Genomic DNA, 20,360 nt, shown 5'->3' on the forward strand with positions numbered 1-20,360 from the left:
TGTTTTGTAACTACATTATCGCCTTCTTTTACATATACCTTCCCAAGGTTGTTGTAAACAGATATGTAATTACCATGCTGTATCAAAACTGCTTTATTGCCCCCTTTTATAGCCTGTACCGCCAATACTTTTCCTCTGTATATTGCACGGGCCCTGGCTCCTTTTTCGGTGGCAATGCGTACCCCGTTGCTTTGTATGGTAACCGATTTTACTACCGGGTGTGGTTGTTTTCCGTAGCGCATTTTAATAACCCCTTTTTCAACCGGCCAGGGAAGTTTTCCTTTGTTGGCAACAAAGTCGGCATCTACAAGCTTAGCCTCTGCCGTTAATGCAAAATTAGAAGACTTGGTTGCATTTTCACGGGTTTCGGCTGTAGTTTCTTTATTGGCGGCGTTTGCCTTTGCAATGGCCTCTTTAATCAATTTGTCTATTTGACGGTCTATTTCATCGGCCTGACGCTGTTTTTGCCTGATTTGCGAGGCGTATTCCTCTTCTTTTTCCTTAATGCTGGCAATTAATCCCTTTTGGGTATTCAGTTCGCGTTCAAGCGATTCCTGTTCCTTTCTGTTTTCGGCAATTAAGTTTTCCTTTTCCTCGCGCTGCACTACCAAACCATCGTTTAATTGTTGGAGTTCCTTTGTTTTAGCTTGAATTTCGGCAGCCTGTTCTTTACGGTAATTGGCGTACTGTTTCATATACTGGAGCCGCTTATAGGCCTGCAGGAAATTTTCAGATGAAAGCAGGAACATCAAACGGCTTTGTTGGGAACTGCTTTTGTACGATTTACGTATCATTTCCGCATAATCGGCTTTTAGTTCCTTTAAATCGTCGCGAAGTTTCGATATTTTATTGATGTTGTTATTTATTTGGCGCTGTATAAGGTCGGTTTGTTGGTTGGTAACTTTAATAAGCTCTTTCCTGATTTTTATTTTATGGTCCAGATCTTCAACATCTTCCAGAACATTTGTCTTTTCTTTTCTTTTTTGGGAAAGCAAGGTATTAAACTGTTGAATTTCTTCCTGTAAACGCTCTTTACGCGCCTCTAGCTCCTTTTGTTCGTCTGCCTGGGCATATATCCCTTCAAGCGAAATAAAAGCTGTTAAAAATACTATTAAGAAGAAATGCTTTTTGCCCATATTATTCTATTTCTACTTGTTTAAAACCACTGGGGATATTGTACGGGAAAGATACATGCTTGTTAAACTCTATATTGTTGTACTCTATCTCGATTTGGTTTTTGTGCTCTTTGTCCATCGCATTAATCTGTATCTCGTTTGGAATAACCTTTCCGTCAACAGTTTGATAGTTCTTATAATCAATGCTTAACAAACGTCCTTTTTGTGGTTGAGAAATCTGCTGAAGTGCCATTTTAAAATTAGAAGGTTCCAATAAAAACAAGGTTTTAAACAAGGCTGCTTGGTCCTCTGGTTTTAACTGATATTTATTGGCTACCGAAGCGGCATAATACTGCTGATCGTGAAGATCGAGGATGGCTTGGCCAAGCAGTAGGTCCTGTACCATTTGGTAATTGAGTTCTGTGCCCAGCAATTTGTTTAAATATGAAAAATCCCCATCAAAATAAGTATTGTCCAGCTTGTTGTAAAAACTTACCCTTGTTGGGGTAATTATGGCTTTGACCACAGACAGGGGAGCGCTAATCCATATGGCTTCGTCTTTTTGCATCCGGAGGCTTACGGTAACTCCTTGGGTACTTTCCCCGTCTGTATAATCTATTCTTATCCTTCCCGACATGGTTACAAAGTCCAACGCATTGTCGTAATGGTTTTTTATAATGTTTTTTGCCGACATGTCGCTTTTAATTTCCCCTGCTTCCAACACATTTTTACTTCCGCAGGAAAGGTTGAGCAAAAAGCTTAACGTCAACAGGCAAATTAAGGCTCTATTTTTTATTTTCACACATTCAGGTTTTTTCAAATTAATTGTCTGCATCAATTTTTTGCTGATATACTTTAGTTTTTTCGGGATTGTTCAGCCCTTTATAGGCAAACACCAATTCGTTGTAAATATTGTTCCGCAAGGTATTATCGTCAATTATATAATCCAGGCCTTCCTCCAGCACATCGACGGCCATTTTGTATTTTTGAAGCTTGTTGAGTGCCATGCCCTTGAGGTAATAAAATTCGGGCTGTGTTGGGTAATTGTCCAACGCTTCACTACTTACCGACAGCATTTCGTTGTAATCGGTTTTTTGTAGTTGTCTTAAAATTTGCTGCCGATATGCTTCAACCGGGTTATCAACGGACTTGCTTTCAGCATTATCATCTTCAACGCCGTCAAGGGCATTTACATTTTTAAACATGAGCACCTTTGCCCTTTTTTGTTTTACATCGGCTGGGTTTCCACCGGCTTCGGCCATTTTGTCAAGAGTCTCCAAGGCTTTGTCGAATTCTCGCTGCTCCATGTACAAATCGGCCATGGCCATGTAATATTCGGGGTTGTCCTTTGCCAGTTTCCCCGCAAGCTGAATGGCTTTTTCCATAGCGTGCTGGGCCTTGTAGCATTTCAACAGGGCGTCAAGGTACCATTTGTTGTCCGGTTGCATGGAAATTGCCGTTTCCAGATACCCTTGTGCCTCCATATATTGTTGTTGATATAGGTAATTTAAACCCAGTTCGTAATCTATTACATGATTGTTTGGATCGAGCTGTTTACATTCCAGCAAAGCTGTTATGGCTTTATCGTAATTCTCGATCCCCTTTTGTTTGAGCGATTCGTAAAAATATTCCTGAAAAGCATCCGGGTTTTCCTCATTAGAAATATCTGCTGATGTTTCTTGGGCAATAGTAAGCGACGTAGTTACGAAAAACCACGAACAGATAACTTGTATGACCCTTTTTTTATACATTCAACGCTTCCATTAAATATTTTATGTGAATATCACCGCTTTCTTTTATTTAAAAAGCTTCATTGTGTAATCAAATAATTCGGCTCCTCCTCTATTTCCATGTCCCGGAATTACAATTTTAACATCAGGATATCTAGTTTTAATTTTTTCTACGGTTTTTGACCAATCATTTGTATTGGCATCTTCTAAATTACCTTTATTTGCACCAATTTCTTTTATCAAACATCCACCAAAAACTACATTGTCTTTAGGGAAATACCCAATAACGTTGTCTATTGTATGGCCTTCTCCAAAATACTTTGTATAGATTTCTTCTTTTCCCAAATTTAAAACAAGCGTATCATTAAATCCGTTTATGGGTTCATAAAGTTTATTTCTTTTTTCTTTCAATAACTCCAGTGTTTTATTTGATGCGTATATAGAAATACCATAATCTGCGAATGCCTTTAGCCCTCCTACACAATCTTCATGAAAATGCGTCGGGATAACCGCTGTGATATTGCTTTTAAGATTTTTAGTTATAAATTCTATCAATTCTAACGAACTTTCATTGTTTACAGGCGTGTCAAAAATTACCACTTCTCCTTCGTTTACAACAAACATTCCATTTGAAGGAACCCTTCCAAACTCTTTTGTATTTAAATATGAAATATGTTCATATGTCTGATTCGAGATTTTATTTACAATCAAATTATCAGATTCATAAACAGCAGTGTCAACACTTTTTAAGGAGTTTTTACAAGAAAGTAAACATAACCCAATAAAAAGATAATGAACCAATATGTATTTCATCAATATTTAGCGTTTTTAAATTGCATTTCTTTTAGGATTATGCTAATTACCAAAAAAATTGACACTACTCCAAAACCGAATAATCCCCGATGCTGATTTCGGTAAATTTCCCGTCGAACCTGGCAAAATTACCAATCATGGCATTGTCCAGATTGGCATTTTTGATTACTGAGTTTGTTTGGATCAAGCTATTTTTTATGGTTGAATTTTCTATCACTGTCCCGTTGCCAATTGAAACATTTGGACCGATTTTTGCATTTTTAAGCACCACATTGTCGCCAATATAGCATGGTTGAATAATTGCCGAATTTTCGCTTTTTACAGATTCTGAAACCAAATCTTCCCCTTCTTCATATATAAACTGAAGCATCCGCCCATTGGTTTCAACGGTAACGCTTTTATTTCCGCAGTCCATCCATTCGTCTACCTTGCCCGGCACAAACTTTTTCCCCTGTGCCATCATGGCCTTTATGCCATCGTTTATTTGGTATTCGCCACCGTGCAGGATATTGGCATCTAGCACCTTTTGCAGTTCGGCTTTTAATTCTTCGCCTTTTTTGAAATAGTAAATCCCGATTACCGCCAAATCCGATACAAATTCCTTTGGTTTTTCTACCAGCCCCGAAATGTTTTTTTCATCATTAAGTTTTACCACTCCATAGGCCTCCGGTTGGTCTACTTGTTTTACCCAGATAACACTATCGGCAGTTTGATCTAAATTAAAATCGGCTTTAAACAAGGTGTCTGCATAGGCAATAACACAAGGCCCGGAAAGCGATTCTTTGGCACACATAATGGCATGCCCCGTTCCCAATGGTTTGTCTTGATAGCAAATTGTGCCTTTAGCGTTTAAATTTTTTGCGATTTCATGAAGTTTTGCTTCAATTTCTGGGCCAAAATCATCTTTAATAATAAATGCCACTTCTTCAATTTCCTGATCCAATACTTTGGCAATATCTTCTACCAACCGCTGTACAATTGGTTTTCCCGCAATGGGGATTAATGGTTTTGGTATTGTTAACGTATGTGGCCTAAGGCGCGATCCCCGCCCGGCCATTGGTACTATAATTTTCATCTGTTAATCGCTATTTATTAAAAATGTGCAAAAAATTTGCACATACAAAAGTTATTTTACTCCGGTGCTTCCAAAACCGCCGGCACCGCGAACGGTCTCGGAAAGTTCGTTAACTTCTTCCCATTGAATATGTTCGTGCCTGGCTATTATCAATTGTGCTACACGTTCTCCGTTTTCCACCACAAAATCTTCGTTGGAAAGGTTTACCAATATAACGCCGATTTCTCCCCGATAGTCTGCATCTATGGTTCCGGGAGCGTTTAAAACTGTTACGCCTTTTTTGGCTGCCAATCCGCTTCGGGGGCGCACTTGGGCTTCAAAACCTGCCGGAAGTTCTATAAAAAGTCCGGTTTTTACAATTGCCCGCTCCAAGGGTTTTAAGGTAATTGAGGCCTCTATATTTGCACGGATATCCATGCCTGCCGATGCTTCGGTTTCGTAATGCGGGGCTTTATGTTGGGATTTGTTGACTATTTTTACTTTCATCTGTTACTATTTTATTGTTTTTAATGGTCAGATGGAATGCCCTTAATTATCATTCCGGTTGGTGTCTTAAATTTAGTTATGGGCATTTCATATGTCATTATTCTTTTTTAATAACGCCCTAACAATCTTTACAAGTGTGTTTTGTTCCATTTTATATATCAGCATCAAAAATACTAAAACAAATAGTGTTCCTATAATCAAGTTTCGGTCAAATACATAAAAAGACAGAAGCGCGAACAATATTGAAATTCCCATGTAACCTACTATTTTTTTCAAATTGTATGGAATGGGATGATTTTTTTGTCCGAAATAATAAGAAAGCAACATCATGCTGGCATAGGCTATTAAGGTTGCAATGGCCGAACCTTTATAGCTAATAACGGGAATTAAAATAAAATTGAAAACCAATGTAAGCAAGGCGCCGAATACCGAAATATAGGCACCATACCGTGTTTTATCGGTAATCTTATACCAAACCGATAAGTTGTGATAAATTCCCAAACACAAATTGGCCAATAAAATAAACGGAACAATCCATAGGGCTTCCCAATAATCGGCATTCGGAATCAATATCAATTTAAACACATCGGCATAGGTTACCACCACCAAAAAAATAAAGGTACCAAAAATGGTAAAGTACAGGGTGGTATCGGCATAAATCTCTTTGGCATTTTTCTTGTTGGCATTGCTAAAAAAGAAAGGCTCTACGCCCAATTTAAATGCAGTTACAAAAAGTGTCATAAACATACCCAGTTTGTAGCAGGCAGCATATATGCCAACAACGCTATTTGCCGTATTTTCGGGAAGCAGGTATTTGAGCATTATTTTATCGAACCCTTCGTTTATAGAAAAAGCGAGGCCTGCAATAAGTACTGGAAAGGCATAGCGGAACATTTTTCTCCATATATAGCTGTCCAAGCCAAATCCAATTCTAAAATAAAGCGGCAAAACAATTAATAACGTTATAAAACTAGCTATTAAATTGGAGATAAATATATAATGGATCTCATTTTCAAATACCAATGCATTAAAAAACGAAGACTTGTCTCCTTTTGTCAAAATCGGGAGCACCAAAAAGAAAAACAGGTTGAACGATAGGTTTATAATTACATTTAAAATTCTTATAAACGAATATTTAAGTGGCATTTCGTTATTCCTGAACCAAGCAAACGGAATAACACAAAGCGCGTCCAAGAACAGTATTAAAATAACGTAGACAATAAAATTGGGACTAAATTCCAACCAGGAAGCTAATTGGTATCTCATTAAATAGCCAACAATCAAAAAAACTATAGACGATATAAAAATAGAAGTAAGTGCCGTTGCCTGTACTTCGGCCTTTCGTTCGCTCTTGTTCATAAACCGAAAGAACGCCGTTTCCATTCCATAGGAAAGCAATACGTTCCCCAGCATTAAATACACATATAAGCTTGAAAACACCCCGTAAGCAGAAGTTGGGAGTTTATCGGTATACAGCGGGGTTAATGTTACGTTGAGCAACCGTGGCAAAACGGTTGCCAGGCCATAAATAAAAGTATGCTTAAAAAGTTTTTGTAAAGCCCCCAATGTTGTGTTTGTGTTATAACGCTAAAAGTATCGATTTATAGAGAGTTGGCAAAGTGTTGCTTTAGTTTTTTACTCGCTAAACGGGATTTGATATGACCTGAGGCCATTGACAAAATTAAACTATTTGAAAAACCTTCAATCTGAAAATACTAATTATTTATGGACTTTCCTTATAATGAATGGGAGTTGCCGATATCATTTTAGTTATTTTATAATAATTGGTTTTTCCTTTTTCGGTGTAACTCAATAAAGCTTCGCCTTTTTTTAATTCAAACGGTGGTTTTACCGGAAGCTTTGGTGGCTTGTTGCCAAATTCTTTTTTGGGGTCGGCATGCATAACAATATCTGGAGGCTGTTGGTTTGTAAAGCGTCCAATATATACCAAATACGTCCCTCTTTTAACCTTTTCAAGTTTTGCTACTTGGCTGTTATAATAAATACTGTCCAACATGACTTCTTCGCCAGATTTAAGGGTGATATAGATATTTTCTCCTTTTATGGCCTTATCGTCGCCCGCCGTCCATGCTTCTTTATGTACTTCATTTAAGGTAAATGGCGGGTTTTCTATGAGTTTTTGCGATGTTCCACACTTCGAAAACCCAAAAACAATGCTGATCCCTATAATTATATTGTATATTTTTTTCATTTGTTGCGTTTGATTTTTAAAGATACGATTTCAAAATTGATGCCAGATGTTAATTGTAAACTCATTTAAATAACAACAAAACCCCCGAAGGTTTAAAACCTTCGGGGGGTTGAATATAGTTAGATTCGGTATTTCTACTGAAAAATTTCTTAATTATTTAAGACTTCCGCTCTTATTGAAAAATTTGGCTAACGCCTAATTGTTCAGTGCCTCAGAAGGGAAAATTTGCTCCTTATCAGTCGCTAATTGTTCAGTGCCTCGGAAGGGAAAATTTGCTCCTTATCAGTCGCTAATTGTTCAGTGCCTCGGAAGGGAAAATTTGCTCCTTATCAGTCGCTAATTGTTCAGTGCCTCAGCACCTCCAACAATTTCTAAAATTTCGTTGGTAATGGCGGCTTGACGCGCTTTGTTATATGTAAGCGTAAGCTCTGCTTTTAACTCGGCAGCATTGTCTGTTGCCTTGTGCATGGCCGTCATACGTGCGCCGTGTTCTGATGCAAATGAATCGCGAATGGCTTTGTATAATTGTGTTTTTAACGACTTTGGTATTAATGTTTCTACGATTTCCACTTTTGAAGGTTCAAAAATATAATCGGCTGTTGCATTTGCATTTTCAGACTCGATGGGTTTTATTGGCAGAAAATCTTCCGTTTTAACAACTTGTGTCGCTGCATTTTTAAAGTGATTGTACACCAATATTATTTTATCGTATGTCCCTTCGCCATACAGCGCCATTAAATGTTCTGCAATATCAGAAACATGCTCGAAGGTTAAATCATCAAAAACTTCGTTGTTGTTATGGGTTATATAATGATTCTTTTTTAGTACATCGTTCCCTTTTTTACCAATGGTAACAAGGCTGACCTTTTTGTCAGCATAGACCGTATTGGCCAATCTATTGGATTCTTTTACGATATTGGTATTAAACGCACCGCATAAGCCCCTATTGGAAGTTATTGCAACCACAAGAACACTTTTAATTTCACGCTGCTCGGCAAAAACACTTCCGGAGTCCCCTTCTAAAGTTGCACTTAAACTTTGCAGTAATTCCGTAAGTTTATCGGCATATGGTCGCATGGCCGTAATAGCGTCCTGCGCTTTTTTCAACTTGGCGGCCGATACCATTTTCATGGCACTGGTAATCTGCATGGTTGAACCTACCGATGTAATCCTGCTTCGTATTTCTTTTAAATTTGCCATTTTAGCCTCTCCTAAGTCCTCTCTCAAGGAGCGGACTTAAACATTTTAATTATTAAAACTATTCAATCCAATCTTCTCCCCTTAGGGGAGATTGAGTAGGGCTTATTTATACTTAGCCGAAAGCTCTTTTGCTACTTGTGTAAGTGTGTCGGTTACTTCATCGGTCAGCTTCCCTGCTTTTAAAGTATCCAATATGCCTCTGTGTTTCGCGTTTAAGAACTCCAGGTAGTCTTTTTCAAACTCTTTTATCTTATCAACGGGAACGTCTCTTAAAAGGTTTTTAGATCCTGCATAAATTATTGCAATCTGATCTTCTACGGTATATGGATCGTTTTGTGCCTGTTTAAGGATTTCTACGTTTCGCTTACCTTTGCTGATAACGTTCATAGTAGCCGCATCCAAATCGGACCCAAACTTGGCAAATGCCTCTAGTTCACGATATTGTGCTTGGTCCAGCTTTAATGTACCCGCCACTTTTTTCATCGATTTAATTTGAGCCGACCCTCCTACACGCGATACCGAAATACCTACGTTAATTGCAGGACGTACCCCAGAGTTGAATAAATCTGACTCCAAGAAAATCTGTCCGTCCGTAATGGAAATCACGTTGGTTGGAATATATGCTGAAACGTCTCCTGCTTGTGTTTCAATAATTGGCAAGGCTGTCAACGAACCACCGCCTTTTACAATTGGTTTTAAAGATTCCGGAAGATCGTTCATTCCCTTTGCAATATCATCATCGGCAATTACTTTTGCAGCACGCTCCAACAATCTTGAGTGCAAGAAGAAAACGTCTCCAGGATACGCCTCACGTCCCGGTGGACGACGAAGCAATAATGATACCTCACGGTAAGCAACGGCTTGTTTCGACAAATCATCATAAACAATTAATGCCGGGCGGCCAGTATCTCTAAAATATTCCCCAATAGCAGCCCCTGCAAATGGCGCATATACCTGCATTGGTGCAGGGTCGGATGCATTTGCGGCAACGATTACCGTATAGGCCAATGCTCCTTTATCTTCTAAATTTTTAGCAATGGCAGCTACTGTTGATGCTTTTTGCCCAATAGCTACATATATACAGAATACAGGTTGACCTGCATCGTAAAATTCTTTTTGATTAATAATGGTATCGATACAAACGGTTGTTTTACCGGTTTGGCGGTCACCAATTACCAATTCTCGCTGTCCTCTACCAACCGGGATCATGGCGTCAACCGACTTGATTCCTGTTTGCAAAGGCTCGTTAACCGGCTGACGGAAGATAACTCCGGGTGCTTTACGCTCTAAAGGCATCTCATACGTTTGACCTTCAATAGGCCCTTTACCGTCAATTGGGTTTCCTAAAGTATCTACAACACGTCCTACCATACCTTCACCTACTTTGATAGATGCGATACGCTGAGTACGTTTTACGGTATCTCCTTCTTTGATTTCTTTTGAAGGCCCTAAAAGTACAATACCAACATTGTCTTCTTCAAGGTTAAGTACAATCCCTTCCAAGCCAGATTCAAACTGAACCAGCTCTCCGTATTGTGCATTCGACAATCCGTATACACGGGCGATACCATCCCCTATCTGGAGTACAGTTCCTACTTCGTCTAATGAAGCTTTTGCTTCAAATCCTGATAGTTGCTTTTTTAATATTGCTGATACTTCAGCCGCTTTAACTTCAGCCATCTTATTTAGTATTTAGATTTTAGGCGCTTTCAAACAAACAAAAACACCTTACCTTTTATTTAATTGTTAATGTATGTATTGTTTTGTAATTCCCTTTTTAAGTTGTTCAACTGGTTGGCAATACTTGCATTGTATTGTAAATCTCCAACCCGTAAAATAAAACCACCTAAAATGCTTTCGTCTATTTTATTTTTTATGGTTGCCTTTTTTCCTGTAAGCTCTTTTACTTTTGCAAGCACCTTTTGCTCTAATTCTTTTGACAAGGGAACCGCCGTGGTTACTATTGCTACTTCCTCACCTCTTAATTCATCGTGTAGGATGATGTATTTTTCGGCTACTATTTTTAACAAATCTATACGGTTGTTCTCTATTAGTGCGTCTATCAAGCCTACCGATACGGCATTCAAACCTGAGAAAATCTCTTTTACAACCGCTTTTTTGTCAGCTAATTTAATAACGGGGCTTTGAAGTACGTTTTGAAGCTCTTTGCTCCCGGCAATGGTTGCAAAAATATCTTTCATGTCCCTATCTACAGCTTCAAGGGCGTTTTGCTCTTTTGCATAGCCTAAAACGGCTTTTGCATATCTATGTCCTGCTCTGGTACCTCTCATTGCTTTAACTTACAGATTAGTTCAAAGTTACTTCTTCCAGCATGTCATCAACCAACTTTAATTGTTTGTCGTTTGATGAAAGTTCTGACTTAACTACTTTTTCAGCGATTTCCACAGACAAAGAAGCCACTTGGTTTTTCAATTCGGCAACCGCCGCCTGTTTTTCGCTTTCGATGGTTTGCTGCGCCTGTTTGATTATTTTATCGGCCTGTGTTTGTGCCTCCCCTTTTGCATCGGCTATCATTTTCTCTTTAACCTCACGCGCTTCTTTTATCATTGCTTCTCTTTCGGCACGTGCTTCCTGGAGCAGTTTTTCATTGTCTGCCTGAAGGTTTTGCATTTCCTTGCGCGCTTCTTCGGCAGATGCAAGTGCATTTTTTATCCCTTCTTCCCTGTCGTTAACCGCATTTAGAATAGGTTTCCATGCATATTTTTTAAGAACCAAAACCAGCACCACCAATATAAGTAATTGCCAAAAAAATAATCCGTATGAAAATTGATCTAATAGTTTTTCCATTTTTATCTTCTAAAAATAATGTTTAATTCAATTTTTAAAACAACACCCGGTGATAACCAACCGTTAAAACCGGATGCTTTTTATTATGCCGCAAACAAAGCAGCAAATCCAATACCTTCAATAAGTGCAGCAGCAATAAGCATAGCTGTTTGGATCTTTCCTGAAGCTTCAGGTTGACGTGCAATAGCTTCCATTGCCTGTCCACCGATTCTACCGATACCTAAACCAGCACCGATAACGATTAAACCAGCTCCTACGATTTCTGGGATGTTCATAATTATATGTATTAAAAATTAAACATTCAATATTTATTAATGGTCGTCGTGATGCTCTTCGTTGGCCATCCCAAAATACAAGGCTGAAAGCATTGTAAATATGTATGCCTGCAATGCTGCAACCAGCAACTCCAACAACGACAGTGCAAAAGCCAGTGAAAACGACAACGAGCTCCCTATCCAGTTTTTAAACAAGAACATTAAACCTATAATGCTCATGATTACCACGTGGCCAGCCGTCATGTTTGCGTACAAACGGATCATTAACGAAAAGGGCTTAATGAATACCCCCAACAATTCTATGGGCGCCAAAACGATTTTCATTAACTTAGGCACGCCGGGCATCCAAAATATATGCCCCCAATAATTTTTATTGGCCGTAAACGTGGTGATAAGGAAGGTCAATAACGCCAATCCAAAAGTTACCGCAATATTCCCTGTCACGTTTACCCCAAGCGGGGTCATCCCCAATAAGTTCAAGAACCAGATAAAGAAGAAAATGGTCAATAAAAAGCTCATGTACTTCTTGTATTTTTTCTCGCCTATGTTTGGAATTGCAATTTCGTCTCTTACAAAAACCACCAACGGCTCAAAAAATCTTCCAATTCCCGTTGGAATTCCGCTGTTTTTACTGTATGATTTTGCCAGCCCTCTAAACAACAAGAACATTAAAATAGAAACCAACAACATGGTTACAACGTTCTTGGTGATTGAAAAATCCAAAGGTTTTGCATTTGTAGGGTGATGGTGATCGTCGAACTCTAATGCTCCCTGAGCATCGGTTTTGTATATTTTATTGTGATATAGCTTGTAGAAGTCTCCATTTACTTCGGCTACTTCTTCCCCGTGATGAAATTTTGAAGAAGAAAACACCTTAAGGCCACCATCCCAAAGTATAACCGGTAATGGCAAGCTAACATGCTCGTTGTTTTCTTCATCTACAGTATACAACGTAAAATCGTACGAATCTAATAAGTGATGATTTATAAACTCTTTAATAGACGAGCGCTTATCATCTTTTCCCACTTCTGCCCCTTTACCATTAAGCTCGTGCTGAGCCATTCCGAAAAGAGGTGCCATAAAAAATAAAAAAGCAAGGATTTTTACTGTAAATTCTCTTTGCATATCACTTAAATAATGGTGTCTTAAAAATCGGTGCAAATGTAAGGCTTTAAATGAAAAACAAAAACAATTTTTTCTCTTTATTTATAACTTCCTTAACAGACACACAAAATGCTGTGTAAAAGCACGTTATTTTAACAGGCGGGAAACCGATATGGTTTCTATTATAAGGGCAAAAGCATAGGGAATAAAAAAAGTAATAAATTCCATTCTAGAAAGGGTTCCATCGGCATTGTAAATTGGCAAAAAAACAAGGAAGAACACTAAAAACTTTAAGAGGCTCCCTGCCAAGAATAAAAACCCTATTTGTGAGTATAATTTCTTTCTGAAGATATAAATAACGCTGAAAATAACCATTGCCAGCACACCATTAACAACATAGGCCAGCCCGAGGCTATTGATAGCATTGCCCGGAAAAAAGTTATCCAGGATCAAAGCATGTACAAAAGAAGAAACGCCCATAACAATTATAAGCGCTGCCGTAAATCGGTATAAAAGTGATTGCATGAAATAGCTTTAATTCTGGTATCTATTTAATTGTTTTATAACCACATAAATAGACAATGCCAGTCCCAGCAGTGTAAATATTATTAAATACAGTTTCTCTCCGTTATTGTATTTGCCATCGAGCCATTTCCCGAGGTAAACAAAAAGGAAAATAGTAACTCCCATTTGTATGGCTATTCCAGAAAATACCGCAAAGTTTTTAAGCTGATTTTTCGTTGGCTTTTTGTTGTTCTTTTCCTGCATTTTCTTCTTTGACTGATTTTAAAGAGCCCCCTTTCATGGAACACGAAGCGTTAAAGGTGGCGCCCGGCTCTACGGCCAACTTGCCAACAATTACATCGCCTTCTATCAATGCCGTGCTTTTTAGGCTCAAGACGTTTTCTACTTTTAAATCGCCTTCAAATTTCCCTTCAATATCGGCGTTCATACAGTCTATCTGGCCACTTACTTTGCCTGCCCTGCCAATTACAACCTTTCCTTTGGCAGTAATGCTTCCTTCGAGTTCTCCATCGATACGGATATCGGCCTCAGAAATAAAATCCCCTTTTATTTTTGTGTTTTCTACTATTCGGTTAGTTTGTCCAATAGCTGGCTCGATTCGGTTTTTTTTAGATTCTGCGAACATCTTTTCTAATTATTAAGATTCGGGTTATTGTTTTTAAATTCAGTTAAATACGCATCTAGGTTTTTATGTATTTGAAGCGTTTTATAATTGGAAGACGAAATTACAAATTTCTCATTATCAACCAAATAATCTTTGTTAATGTTTAGCAATTCTGCGTAACCTTCGGCATGTAACTGACTATCAAAACCATGTATCACCAAAAATATGCTTTCTGGGCTGTACACATCTTCTGAATGGGTAATATGGTCGTATTTTAAATCTTTTAGCGATTTGTCTATCGTTTTGGTCAACGTATTAACCCCTGCAGTATCTTTTTCTGAAAACGGATAAATAACTTTCCAATTATTTGATGCATTGGCGTCCATGTTAAAAGTTGAATCGGCTATTGCGGGCAAGGTTTCATTTATTATTTGTTGTGCCTTTTGCCCTTCTTCGGAGTTCGGGTAATTTAGGGCAATATCGTTGAGCGATTTTTTATATTTTTCAAATCCGTACAATCGGGCATTCGCCGATGCCTTCAACATTTCAAACTTCATCATAATATCTTCCCCGTTATACCGGGAAATATATTCGTTGCACTGAGAAATGACTTTTTGATACTGTTGATTTTCAAAACCTTTGTACAATGCGGCATAAACAGCTTCCGGGCTTGAGCCATCATCGGCGAGCTGTGCGTGCGGATTTTTCAGGATTTCTGCATATCGGGACGATGAGTGGTTGCTAATAATGTCCAATTTGTACTGCTCTGCCAAAGGCGATCCCAACTGCTCATATATTTTGTACAAGTTGTATTTAGAAGGCAATATCAACCGCTCTTCTGGCTCGTTTTTAAGTACTTTTTCCAGTTTGTCGGCCGCCAGTTTGTATTCCTGAAATTTCTCTTTGTAAATCAGTCCCAATTGATAATAGGCAAAATTGTTTTCGGCTTGAATGCTATCAATGGCCTTTGCCTCTTTTGGCAGTTGGTCGAGGTAAAAATCCAGCGAATAATAGTTGGCATTTTCAGCAGGGCCTTCCTCGGCAATAATGGCATTACCCTGGGCCGATGTGGTGTTGCTGTCCCAGCGCCAATTGTCTTCCAGTGCCCTGCTCCCCCACACTTTTCTAAATTCCTGAATGCCGTATTGCACGCTTGTGGGATTGTAAAAATAAAAATCTACGGAAGCACTGTTTTTATTATCGAACAGACTTCCGCTTCCTTGGCTGTTTTGTTTCAGCAGGGCAATTTTTTCTTTTTCCAGACGCTCTTCCTCAACCAGTTTTATCGAGTCGATATACCTTTGGTAATACGCCGTTTTTTGATCGTCCGGCAAGCTTATAACATATAAAATACTATCGTTTCTATGGGCTATGTTTTCGTACTTGATAACACTTTCCAGGTTCTCCCGTTTTCTGGTAAGCGCCCTAAATTTTTTAGAATTGGGATCCACATTTGTCAATGTGCTGTCGTAATATGCGCCCGCTTCTTGGTACAAAGCATTGTCGAAATACATTGTAGCAAGGTTTTCGTAATTCAATGCGCTTAAATAAGGATCATTTTCGGTGTGTTTTAAGGACTGGTTTAAGTAGTATTGTGCATAATCAAATTGCTCGTTTTGCAGGTAATACATGGCATTCAGTCGGTACAATTTACCCAGATACGGCCTGTTTTCACGATTTTTTTCAAGTTTATCAAGTAATACCAATAATGTAGAATCTTCTTCGCCCCGTTTGTACTCGTTTTTAATTTTTTCAACATAGGCATTCATCATATATACGCGCGGGGTTCTCCGCTTAAGGGCGATTACCTTGTCAAAGGCCATGTTGGCACTGTCTATAACTTCTTTATTATTGTAAAGCTGGCCAATAATGTAATTGTACCTGCCCTTTTCTTCATTGTTTTTGGTAGTGTTTGCGGCCAATTTTAATCGGTAAATAGCACTGTCCGGTTGTTTTAGGTTGATGTATGCCTGCCCCATCATTGCCGATGCATCCGCATATTGTTGTGGTGATATGTCTAGCGGAAGCACTTTTTTAAGGTTGGTAATGGCCACTTCTTCGTTCTCCATCCGGATATTGGTCTTTTCCCTCCAAATGGCTGCTTCTACAATAATATCGCTGTCTGTATATTTCCGTAGGATATAATTAAACGCTTCCAAGGCCGGAACAAACCGCTGGTCGTAATATCGGGCTTTTCCCAAGAGCAAATATGCTTCGTCTATCTGCGGGTTTCTTTCTTGCCCTCCAATGTTCATCCCGTGCTTTTGCACGGCCTTTGTGGCCTTTTCTTCAGCACGTCTAAAATTTGGGTTCAGCAATGCTGTGTCTATTATGATTTCGTCCCGGATTTCCATCCGTTCCACGGGGAGAACTTCCCAATAATTGTCCACATAAGAGTTAATGAGTTCCTGCTGCCCTTTCTCCAGGGCCACCTTACCGTTGTACAAAACATTGAACTTGGTATTAAGCGCATGAAAATTCCTGTTCACAAAAGCGTCTTTCTTTGTTGAGCACGCCATGGCGACAAGCAGCAAAAGCAACAAGCAGGTCGGTATTTTAAGGTGTTTACACAAAAAAGTATTAGTTTTTAAATAGTAACTTCTAAGTTAGCTATTTATTGCTGAAACGAGGTAAAAATACATTATCTTTTTTTTCCTGCAATTATTACCCCTATTTTCTCAAGTTGTACTGCTGCTGTTTTAACGACCCCTTTTGCTGAAGACCTCTATTTTGAAATACGCAACTCATAAAATAAAAGAGATTTACAAAAAGTTCAAAATAGCTGATGGCACATATAAGAAGGCCGCCATTGTTTGATTAATGAATGTTCATAAAAACTAATCTTCACCGGGTACATTTAAAATCTCTTCGGCAAAAAAACCTTCAAGTTCTTGCAATGTAGCCCGGGATGTTTTAATGTCTTTTACAACGGCCCCTTTGTCGAGCACCACAATGCGTTCGCAAACCTCGGTAACATGCAACAGATCGTGGCTGGAAATAAGTACGGTAACCGCATCTTTTTCTTTGTAGGCCGCAATAATTTTCTTTAACCGGATTTGCGTTGTCGGATCTAAATTGGCAAAAGGCTCGTCCAGGACAATTACTTTAGGCTTGCCTATAAAAGCTGCTACGATTCCTGCTTTTTTCTGGTTCCCCTTGGAAAGGTCCCTTAAATATTTTTTGCCGCCTAAAATTTCCCCATGAAAAAAATCGGCAAATCCATTCAAAAAAACATTGACATCTTCTTTGTTGAGGCCGCGCAACTCACCAATAAAATAGAAATATTCTTCTGGGGTCAAATATCCTATCAAAAATGTTTCATCAATAAAAGCCGATGTATAAGGTTTCCATTCTTCACTGGTATTGACCTGAATGCCATTGTTTGTAATATGTCCGGATGTTGGCTGGATCAAATCCAACAACAAGCTAAAAAAAGTTGTTTTCCCCGCTCCGTTATTCCCCACGAGCCCAAAGGCCTGTCCAGTGGGGACTTCCAACGCTCCTACATTAAGTACAGTTGTACCATTATATGCTTTTGAAAGATTTTCTGTAACAATCATATTTTTAATTTTTTTGTTTGTACGCTACCAAGGTTTTATACTTTTCGGCTTTGTAAACTTTTTCAATTTTATTAAATACTTTATCCTTAAAGGCAGACCCAAGAACCCCGGCCAGGGCTACCAATAAGTATCCAAGGAACGGTCCTACTGCATAATGCCCAATGGAATATAAAATAATGGGGATTAGTATTTTTGGAACGGTTAGCAACAGTGTCTTGGCATTAAAAGCTTGCGAGTCGCCAAATGCTTTTTTGTTGCTTGTAAGATCGATTGGGGTCTTAACATACGCCCCGCCCCATAATACCATATACGAATTTACCCCGATATTGTATAAGCCCGCCACTATGATGGTAAGGTATATTTCCCACCCAAAATAAAGGTAAAAAGATGCCAATATAGTAGTTAAAAGCGTGGCGGCCACCAAAAGCCACCATTTGGCATTGAGATAATCGCGATAACGGATGTTTTGGCTCATCATAAGCGGATAATAAGCGCTGTCCCAACTCGGCACAAATTGCCCAAAGCTAAACAAAAAACCACCCGTTATAAAGATCGCGGCAAAGAACCGCCACGGGGGCGCCTGATAAACCTCTACGGCATTGGTAAAAAACAGCAACCCATAAAAAATAAAGAGAAAGCTCATCAACACCGTTGTTTTGGTGCGCTTGTTTCTTTTAATTAACTTAATGTCATTCTTCAAAAACACGGAAATACTCCCAAAACGGTTCAGCCAGTTTAAATCTTCTGTAGCTGCCTCTTGATGTTTTAATGCCAGGCCGGCATCCAGGTATAAGTTCCCCTTAAAATATTTATATGCAAAATAATACAATGTAACCATGAACAGCACGGGAACAAAAGCCAGATAAGGAACACTGTAAAAATACTGAAATACAGGCTGTGTATATTGTGTAACATCAAACATGGCATAATATTGCAATGTGCCTAAAGCTACAATAAAGCCAAATACCACAAAAAGGATTGCGTCTATGCCGTTTAAAAAAACATTGATAAAGTTATTGCAGTACAAAAGTGCATAGATGGCCATTAACCAGGCCAAAACCTGTAATGGCGGATATCCGTTTATTATTAAGACGACTGAAAACGGAATAAAGAAAAAGGCATGTATAACATTGAAAAAAGAAATAGCGGTCTTCCATAAACTAAATTGCACGACCTTAGCCTTCTCAAAAGGTAAATACAACAAGGGTTTGATGTTTACAACGGGCATTTTTTGCAACATATACCGCATAAAAAGGTCCAAAACCAAATAATAAAATAAATATTGGTTGATTACCTCCAATGCGTTGAGCTGTAATTTTTCTTCAATTAAATAATACGCACTACCACCAAGTATTAAAAAACTGGCAATCATATACAATGCAAAAAAAGCCATGAATATTTTTATAACTAGGTTGCTTGAGAAGGAAGCCGACCTAAAAAATGATTTCCATTGAAGGGAAAAGAAGTGTTTAATCATATATTTGATAATGGTTATCGTTAATTCATTAGTGCAGAATTGATTAATCGCGTTACAAATTATGGATATTTTATCAGGAAAAATACTTTCAGGTATAAATTTTTCTTAATCGGGTTTCAATTCGGGGCTTTAATCACTATTTTTGCAAAAATTTTTTTTAATGATTCATTTTCACACACTTAAAGTTAAAGCAGTTGAAAAAACCACTCCAAAATCGGTGGTGATTACTTTTAATATCCCCCAAGACCTAAAGGAAACTTTTTCCTTTGTTCCGGGACAACATATTACCATAAAAAAAGAAATTAACGGAAAAGAAGTCCGTCGTTCATATTCCATATGTTCATCAAAAGAAAACACCGACTTTTCCATTGGTATAAAGGAAATGGAAAACGGAACCTTTTCTAAGTTCGCCCAAACCATTGCAGTAGGCGATACTTTTGAAGTCTATCCACCCGAAGGGCATTTTACTTTTGACACCAAGGCCCATTCTGGCAAAAATATTGCCGCTTTTGCGGCCGGGAGCGGGATTACTCCCATTATGAGCATTATGAAAGACGTGCTTAATACTACCGATGAAAAGTTTTTACTGGTTTATGGAAACAAAACATTGAAAGAAACCATGTTCCATAAACAAATTACTGAGCTTCTAACAAAATTCCCAAGCAGGTTGTCCGTTCAATTCGTATATAGCCAAGAGGAAGAAGAAGGTGCTCTGTTTGGCCGTATTGAACGCTCTACCATTAATTACATGCTAAAAAACAAGCACAAGGACACCCCTTTTGGCACTTTTTACTTATGTGGCCCCGAAGCCATGATCGAAACGGTCTCTGAAACACTTTTGGAGAACGGCATTAAAAAGGAAATGGTAAAAACCGAATTTTTCACGACTTCTGATGATGGAAGTACTGTCGAGATTAATGCTGAAGGACAAACAAAAGTAAAAGTCATAATCGATGACGAAGAAACCGAATTTGTAATGGACCGAAAAAAGCGGGTTCTGGATGCCGTTTTAGAAGAAGACTTAGACGCCCCTTATTCATGTCAGGGCGGGATATGCAGTAGTTGTGTAGCCAGGCTCACTGAGGGAAAAGTGGAAATGATAAAAAACCAGATCTTAACTGACAGTGAGCTAGAAGAAGGGCTCATCCTTACCTGCCAGGCACACCCGACCACCGATAGCATTTCTATTGATTATGATGATGTATAGCCCCACCTTACATTCCCTAAAGGGAGGAACCATAGCAAAAGTATAGATACACCGAAGTCTTTTCGACCGCAGGGAAATATCATGTTCAATTAAATAATTTCAACAGAAGTAACGTCAACACCTCTATTGAGTTATATTCCTGCAAGGTTTTTCCTAAAAACCTTGTAGA

General features: G+C 38.6%; 21 protein-coding genes. 1 reads left to right on the plus strand and 20 read right to left on the minus strand.

Features of this window, described 5'->3' with window-relative positions:
- The 20 genes from UXI14_RS15720 to UXI14_RS15815 all read right to left on the minus strand — a co-directional run.
- Positions 1-1,136, minus strand: a 1,136-nt coding sequence (locus UXI14_RS15720) for a peptidoglycan DD-metalloendopeptidase family protein (protein ID WP_335966944.1), incomplete at its 3' end; no start/stop codon positions are given.
- A gap of 1 nt (position 1,137) precedes the next feature.
- Complete coding sequence (locus tag UXI14_RS15725) at positions 1,138-1,917, minus strand: DUF4292 domain-containing protein (RefSeq protein WP_335966945.1); 780 nt, start codon at positions 1,915-1,917, stop codon at positions 1,138-1,140.
- Between the two features lie 19 nt (positions 1,918-1,936).
- Positions 1,937-2,866, minus strand: a complete 930-nt coding sequence (locus tag UXI14_RS15730) for a tetratricopeptide repeat protein (protein WP_335966946.1) — start codon at positions 2,864-2,866, stop codon at positions 1,937-1,939.
- A gap of 45 nt (positions 2,867-2,911) precedes the next feature.
- The gene (gene bla, locus UXI14_RS15735) at positions 2,912-3,658 is read right to left on the minus strand and encodes a subclass B1 metallo-beta-lactamase (RefSeq protein ID WP_335966948.1); all 747 of its coding nucleotides are present in this window, start codon (positions 3,656-3,658) and stop codon (positions 2,912-2,914) included.
- A gap of 64 nt (positions 3,659-3,722) precedes the next feature.
- A complete protein-coding gene (locus UXI14_RS15740; RefSeq protein ID WP_335966949.1) occupies positions 3,723-4,733 on the minus strand; it encodes a sugar phosphate nucleotidyltransferase in 1,011 nt (336 codons plus the stop codon).
- Between the two features lie 51 nt (positions 4,734-4,784).
- Positions 4,785-5,219, minus strand: coding sequence for a dUTP diphosphatase (dut, locus tag UXI14_RS15745; protein ID WP_335966951.1), 435 nt, complete (start codon positions 5,217-5,219; stop codon positions 4,785-4,787).
- An 87-nt stretch (positions 5,220-5,306) separates the two neighbouring features.
- Positions 5,307-6,785 (minus strand): polysaccharide biosynthesis C-terminal domain-containing protein, encoded by a 1,479-nt coding sequence (locus UXI14_RS15750; protein WP_335966952.1) that lies wholly within the window; start codon positions 6,783-6,785, stop codon positions 5,307-5,309.
- A 157-nt stretch (positions 6,786-6,942) separates the two neighbouring features.
- Positions 6,943-7,431 carry a hypothetical protein gene (locus UXI14_RS15755; RefSeq protein WP_335966953.1) on the minus strand — a complete coding sequence of 163 codons (489 nt, stop codon included), beginning with the start codon at positions 7,429-7,431 and terminating at the stop codon, positions 6,943-6,945.
- A 336-nt stretch (positions 7,432-7,767) separates the two neighbouring features.
- Positions 7,768-8,631, minus strand: coding sequence for an ATP synthase F1 subunit gamma (gene atpG, locus UXI14_RS15760; protein WP_277900526.1), 864 nt, complete (start codon positions 8,629-8,631; stop codon positions 7,768-7,770).
- Positions 8,632-8,733: 102 nt separating this feature from the next.
- Positions 8,734-10,311, minus strand: a complete 1,578-nt coding sequence (gene atpA / locus UXI14_RS15765; protein ID WP_335966954.1) for a F0F1 ATP synthase subunit alpha — start codon at positions 10,309-10,311, stop codon at positions 8,734-8,736.
- 59 nt (positions 10,312-10,370) lie between these two features.
- A complete protein-coding gene (gene atpH / locus UXI14_RS15770; protein WP_335966955.1) occupies positions 10,371-10,922 on the minus strand; it encodes an ATP synthase F1 subunit delta in 552 nt (183 codons plus the stop codon).
- Positions 10,923-10,938: 16 nt separating this feature from the next.
- Positions 10,939-11,439, minus strand: a complete 501-nt coding sequence (locus tag UXI14_RS15775) for a F0F1 ATP synthase subunit B (protein WP_277900529.1) — start codon at positions 11,437-11,439, stop codon at positions 10,939-10,941.
- Between the two features lie 83 nt (positions 11,440-11,522).
- Positions 11,523-11,714 carry an ATP synthase F0 subunit C gene (atpE, locus tag UXI14_RS15780; RefSeq protein WP_277900530.1) on the minus strand — a complete coding sequence of 64 codons (192 nt, stop codon included), beginning with the start codon at positions 11,712-11,714 and terminating at the stop codon, positions 11,523-11,525.
- A 36-nt stretch (positions 11,715-11,750) separates the two neighbouring features.
- The gene (atpB, locus tag UXI14_RS15785) at positions 11,751-12,776 is read right to left on the minus strand and encodes a F0F1 ATP synthase subunit A (protein ID WP_277900582.1); all 1,026 of its coding nucleotides are present in this window, start codon (positions 12,774-12,776) and stop codon (positions 11,751-11,753) included.
- A 189-nt stretch (positions 12,777-12,965) separates the two neighbouring features.
- Positions 12,966-13,343: a hypothetical protein gene (locus UXI14_RS15790; protein WP_335966956.1), complete on the minus strand. Its 378-nt coding sequence runs from the start codon at positions 13,341-13,343 to the stop codon at positions 12,966-12,968.
- A gap of 9 nt (positions 13,344-13,352) precedes the next feature.
- Positions 13,353-13,586, minus strand: coding sequence for an AtpZ/AtpI family protein (locus tag UXI14_RS15795; protein WP_277900532.1), 234 nt, complete (start codon positions 13,584-13,586; stop codon positions 13,353-13,355).
- Positions 13,543-13,968: a polymer-forming cytoskeletal protein gene (locus UXI14_RS15800; protein ID WP_335966957.1), complete on the minus strand. Its 426-nt coding sequence runs from the start codon at positions 13,966-13,968 to the stop codon at positions 13,543-13,545. Before UXI14_RS15800 ends, UXI14_RS15795 begins: the two co-directional genes overlap by 44 nt.
- A gap of 5 nt (positions 13,969-13,973) precedes the next feature.
- Entirely contained in the window at positions 13,974-16,436 is a 2,463-nt protein-coding gene (locus UXI14_RS15805) for a hypothetical protein (protein ID WP_335966958.1), read from the minus strand.
- Between the two features lie 348 nt (positions 16,437-16,784).
- Positions 16,785-17,507 (minus strand): ABC transporter ATP-binding protein, encoded by a 723-nt coding sequence (locus UXI14_RS15810; protein ID WP_335966959.1) that lies wholly within the window; start codon positions 17,505-17,507, stop codon positions 16,785-16,787.
- 4 nt (positions 17,508-17,511) lie between these two features.
- Positions 17,512-18,984, minus strand: coding sequence for a DUF5687 family protein (locus UXI14_RS15815; protein ID WP_335966961.1), 1,473 nt, complete (start codon positions 18,982-18,984; stop codon positions 17,512-17,514).
- A 160-nt stretch (positions 18,985-19,144) separates the two neighbouring features.
- On the opposite strand from UXI14_RS15815, the gene UXI14_RS15820 reads away from it, so the two are divergent.
- Positions 19,145-20,191 carry a ferredoxin--NADP reductase gene (locus UXI14_RS15820; RefSeq protein ID WP_335966962.1) on the plus strand — a complete coding sequence of 349 codons (1,047 nt, stop codon included), beginning with the start codon at positions 19,145-19,147 and terminating at the stop codon, positions 20,189-20,191.
- The last annotated feature ends 169 nt before the right edge of the window (positions 20,192-20,360 follow it).

It is taken from the genome of Galbibacter sp. PAP.153, assembly GCF_037029175.1.
In the GTDB taxonomy this organism is placed as follows: Bacteria; Bacteroidota; Bacteroidia; order Flavobacteriales; family Flavobacteriaceae; genus Galbibacter; species Galbibacter pacificus.

Excerpts from the sequence above, each read along its gene's own strand:
- UXI14_RS15790 (WP_335966956.1), bottom strand. The coding sequence starts at position 13,343 with ATGCAATCACTTTTATACCGATTTACGGCAGCGCTTATAATTGTTATG.
- atpG (WP_277900526.1), bottom strand. The coding sequence starts at position 8,631 with ATGGCAAATTTAAAAGAAATACGAAGCAGGATTACATCGGTAGGTTCA.
- UXI14_RS15730 (WP_335966946.1), bottom strand. The coding sequence starts at position 2,866 with ATGTATAAAAAAAGGGTCATACAAGTTATCTGTTCGTGGTTTTTCGTA.
- bla (WP_335966948.1), bottom strand. The coding sequence starts at position 3,658 with ATGAAATACATATTGGTTCATTATCTTTTTATTGGGTTATGTTTACTT.
- dut (WP_335966951.1), bottom strand. The coding sequence starts at position 5,219 with ATGAAAGTAAAAATAGTCAACAAATCCCAACATAAAGCCCCGCATTAC.
- UXI14_RS15815 (WP_335966961.1), bottom strand. The coding sequence starts at position 18,984 with ATGATTAAACACTTCTTTTCCCTTCAATGGAAATCATTTTTTAGGTCG.
- atpH (WP_335966955.1), bottom strand. The coding sequence starts at position 10,922 with ATGAGAGGTACCAGAGCAGGACATAGATATGCAAAAGCCGTTTTAGGC.
- UXI14_RS15810 (WP_335966959.1), bottom strand. The coding sequence starts at position 17,507 with ATGATTGTTACAGAAAATCTTTCAAAAGCATATAATGGTACAACTGTA.
- UXI14_RS15795 (WP_277900532.1), bottom strand. The coding sequence starts at position 13,586 with ATGCAGGAAAAGAACAACAAAAAGCCAACGAAAAATCAGCTTAAAAAC.
- UXI14_RS15820 (WP_335966962.1), top strand. The coding sequence starts at position 19,145 with ATGATTCATTTTCACACACTTAAAGTTAAAGCAGTTGAAAAAACCACT.
- UXI14_RS15755 (WP_335966953.1), bottom strand. The coding sequence starts at position 7,431 with ATGAAAAAAATATACAATATAATTATAGGGATCAGCATTGTTTTTGGG.
- UXI14_RS15775 (WP_277900529.1), bottom strand. The coding sequence starts at position 11,439 with ATGGAAAAACTATTAGATCAATTTTCATACGGATTATTTTTTTGGCAA.
- UXI14_RS15740 (WP_335966949.1), bottom strand. The coding sequence starts at position 4,733 with ATGAAAATTATAGTACCAATGGCCGGGCGGGGATCGCGCCTTAGGCCA.
- atpA (WP_335966954.1), bottom strand. The coding sequence starts at position 10,311 with ATGGCTGAAGTTAAAGCGGCTGAAGTATCAGCAATATTAAAAAAGCAA.
- atpE (WP_277900530.1), bottom strand. The coding sequence starts at position 11,714 with ATGAACATCCCAGAAATCGTAGGAGCTGGTTTAATCGTTATCGGTGCT.
- UXI14_RS15800 (WP_335966957.1), bottom strand. The coding sequence starts at position 13,968 with ATGTTCGCAGAATCTAAAAAAAACCGAATCGAGCCAGCTATTGGACAA.
- atpB (WP_277900582.1), bottom strand. The coding sequence starts at position 12,776 with ATGGCTCAGCACGAGCTTAATGGTAAAGGGGCAGAAGTGGGAAAAGAT.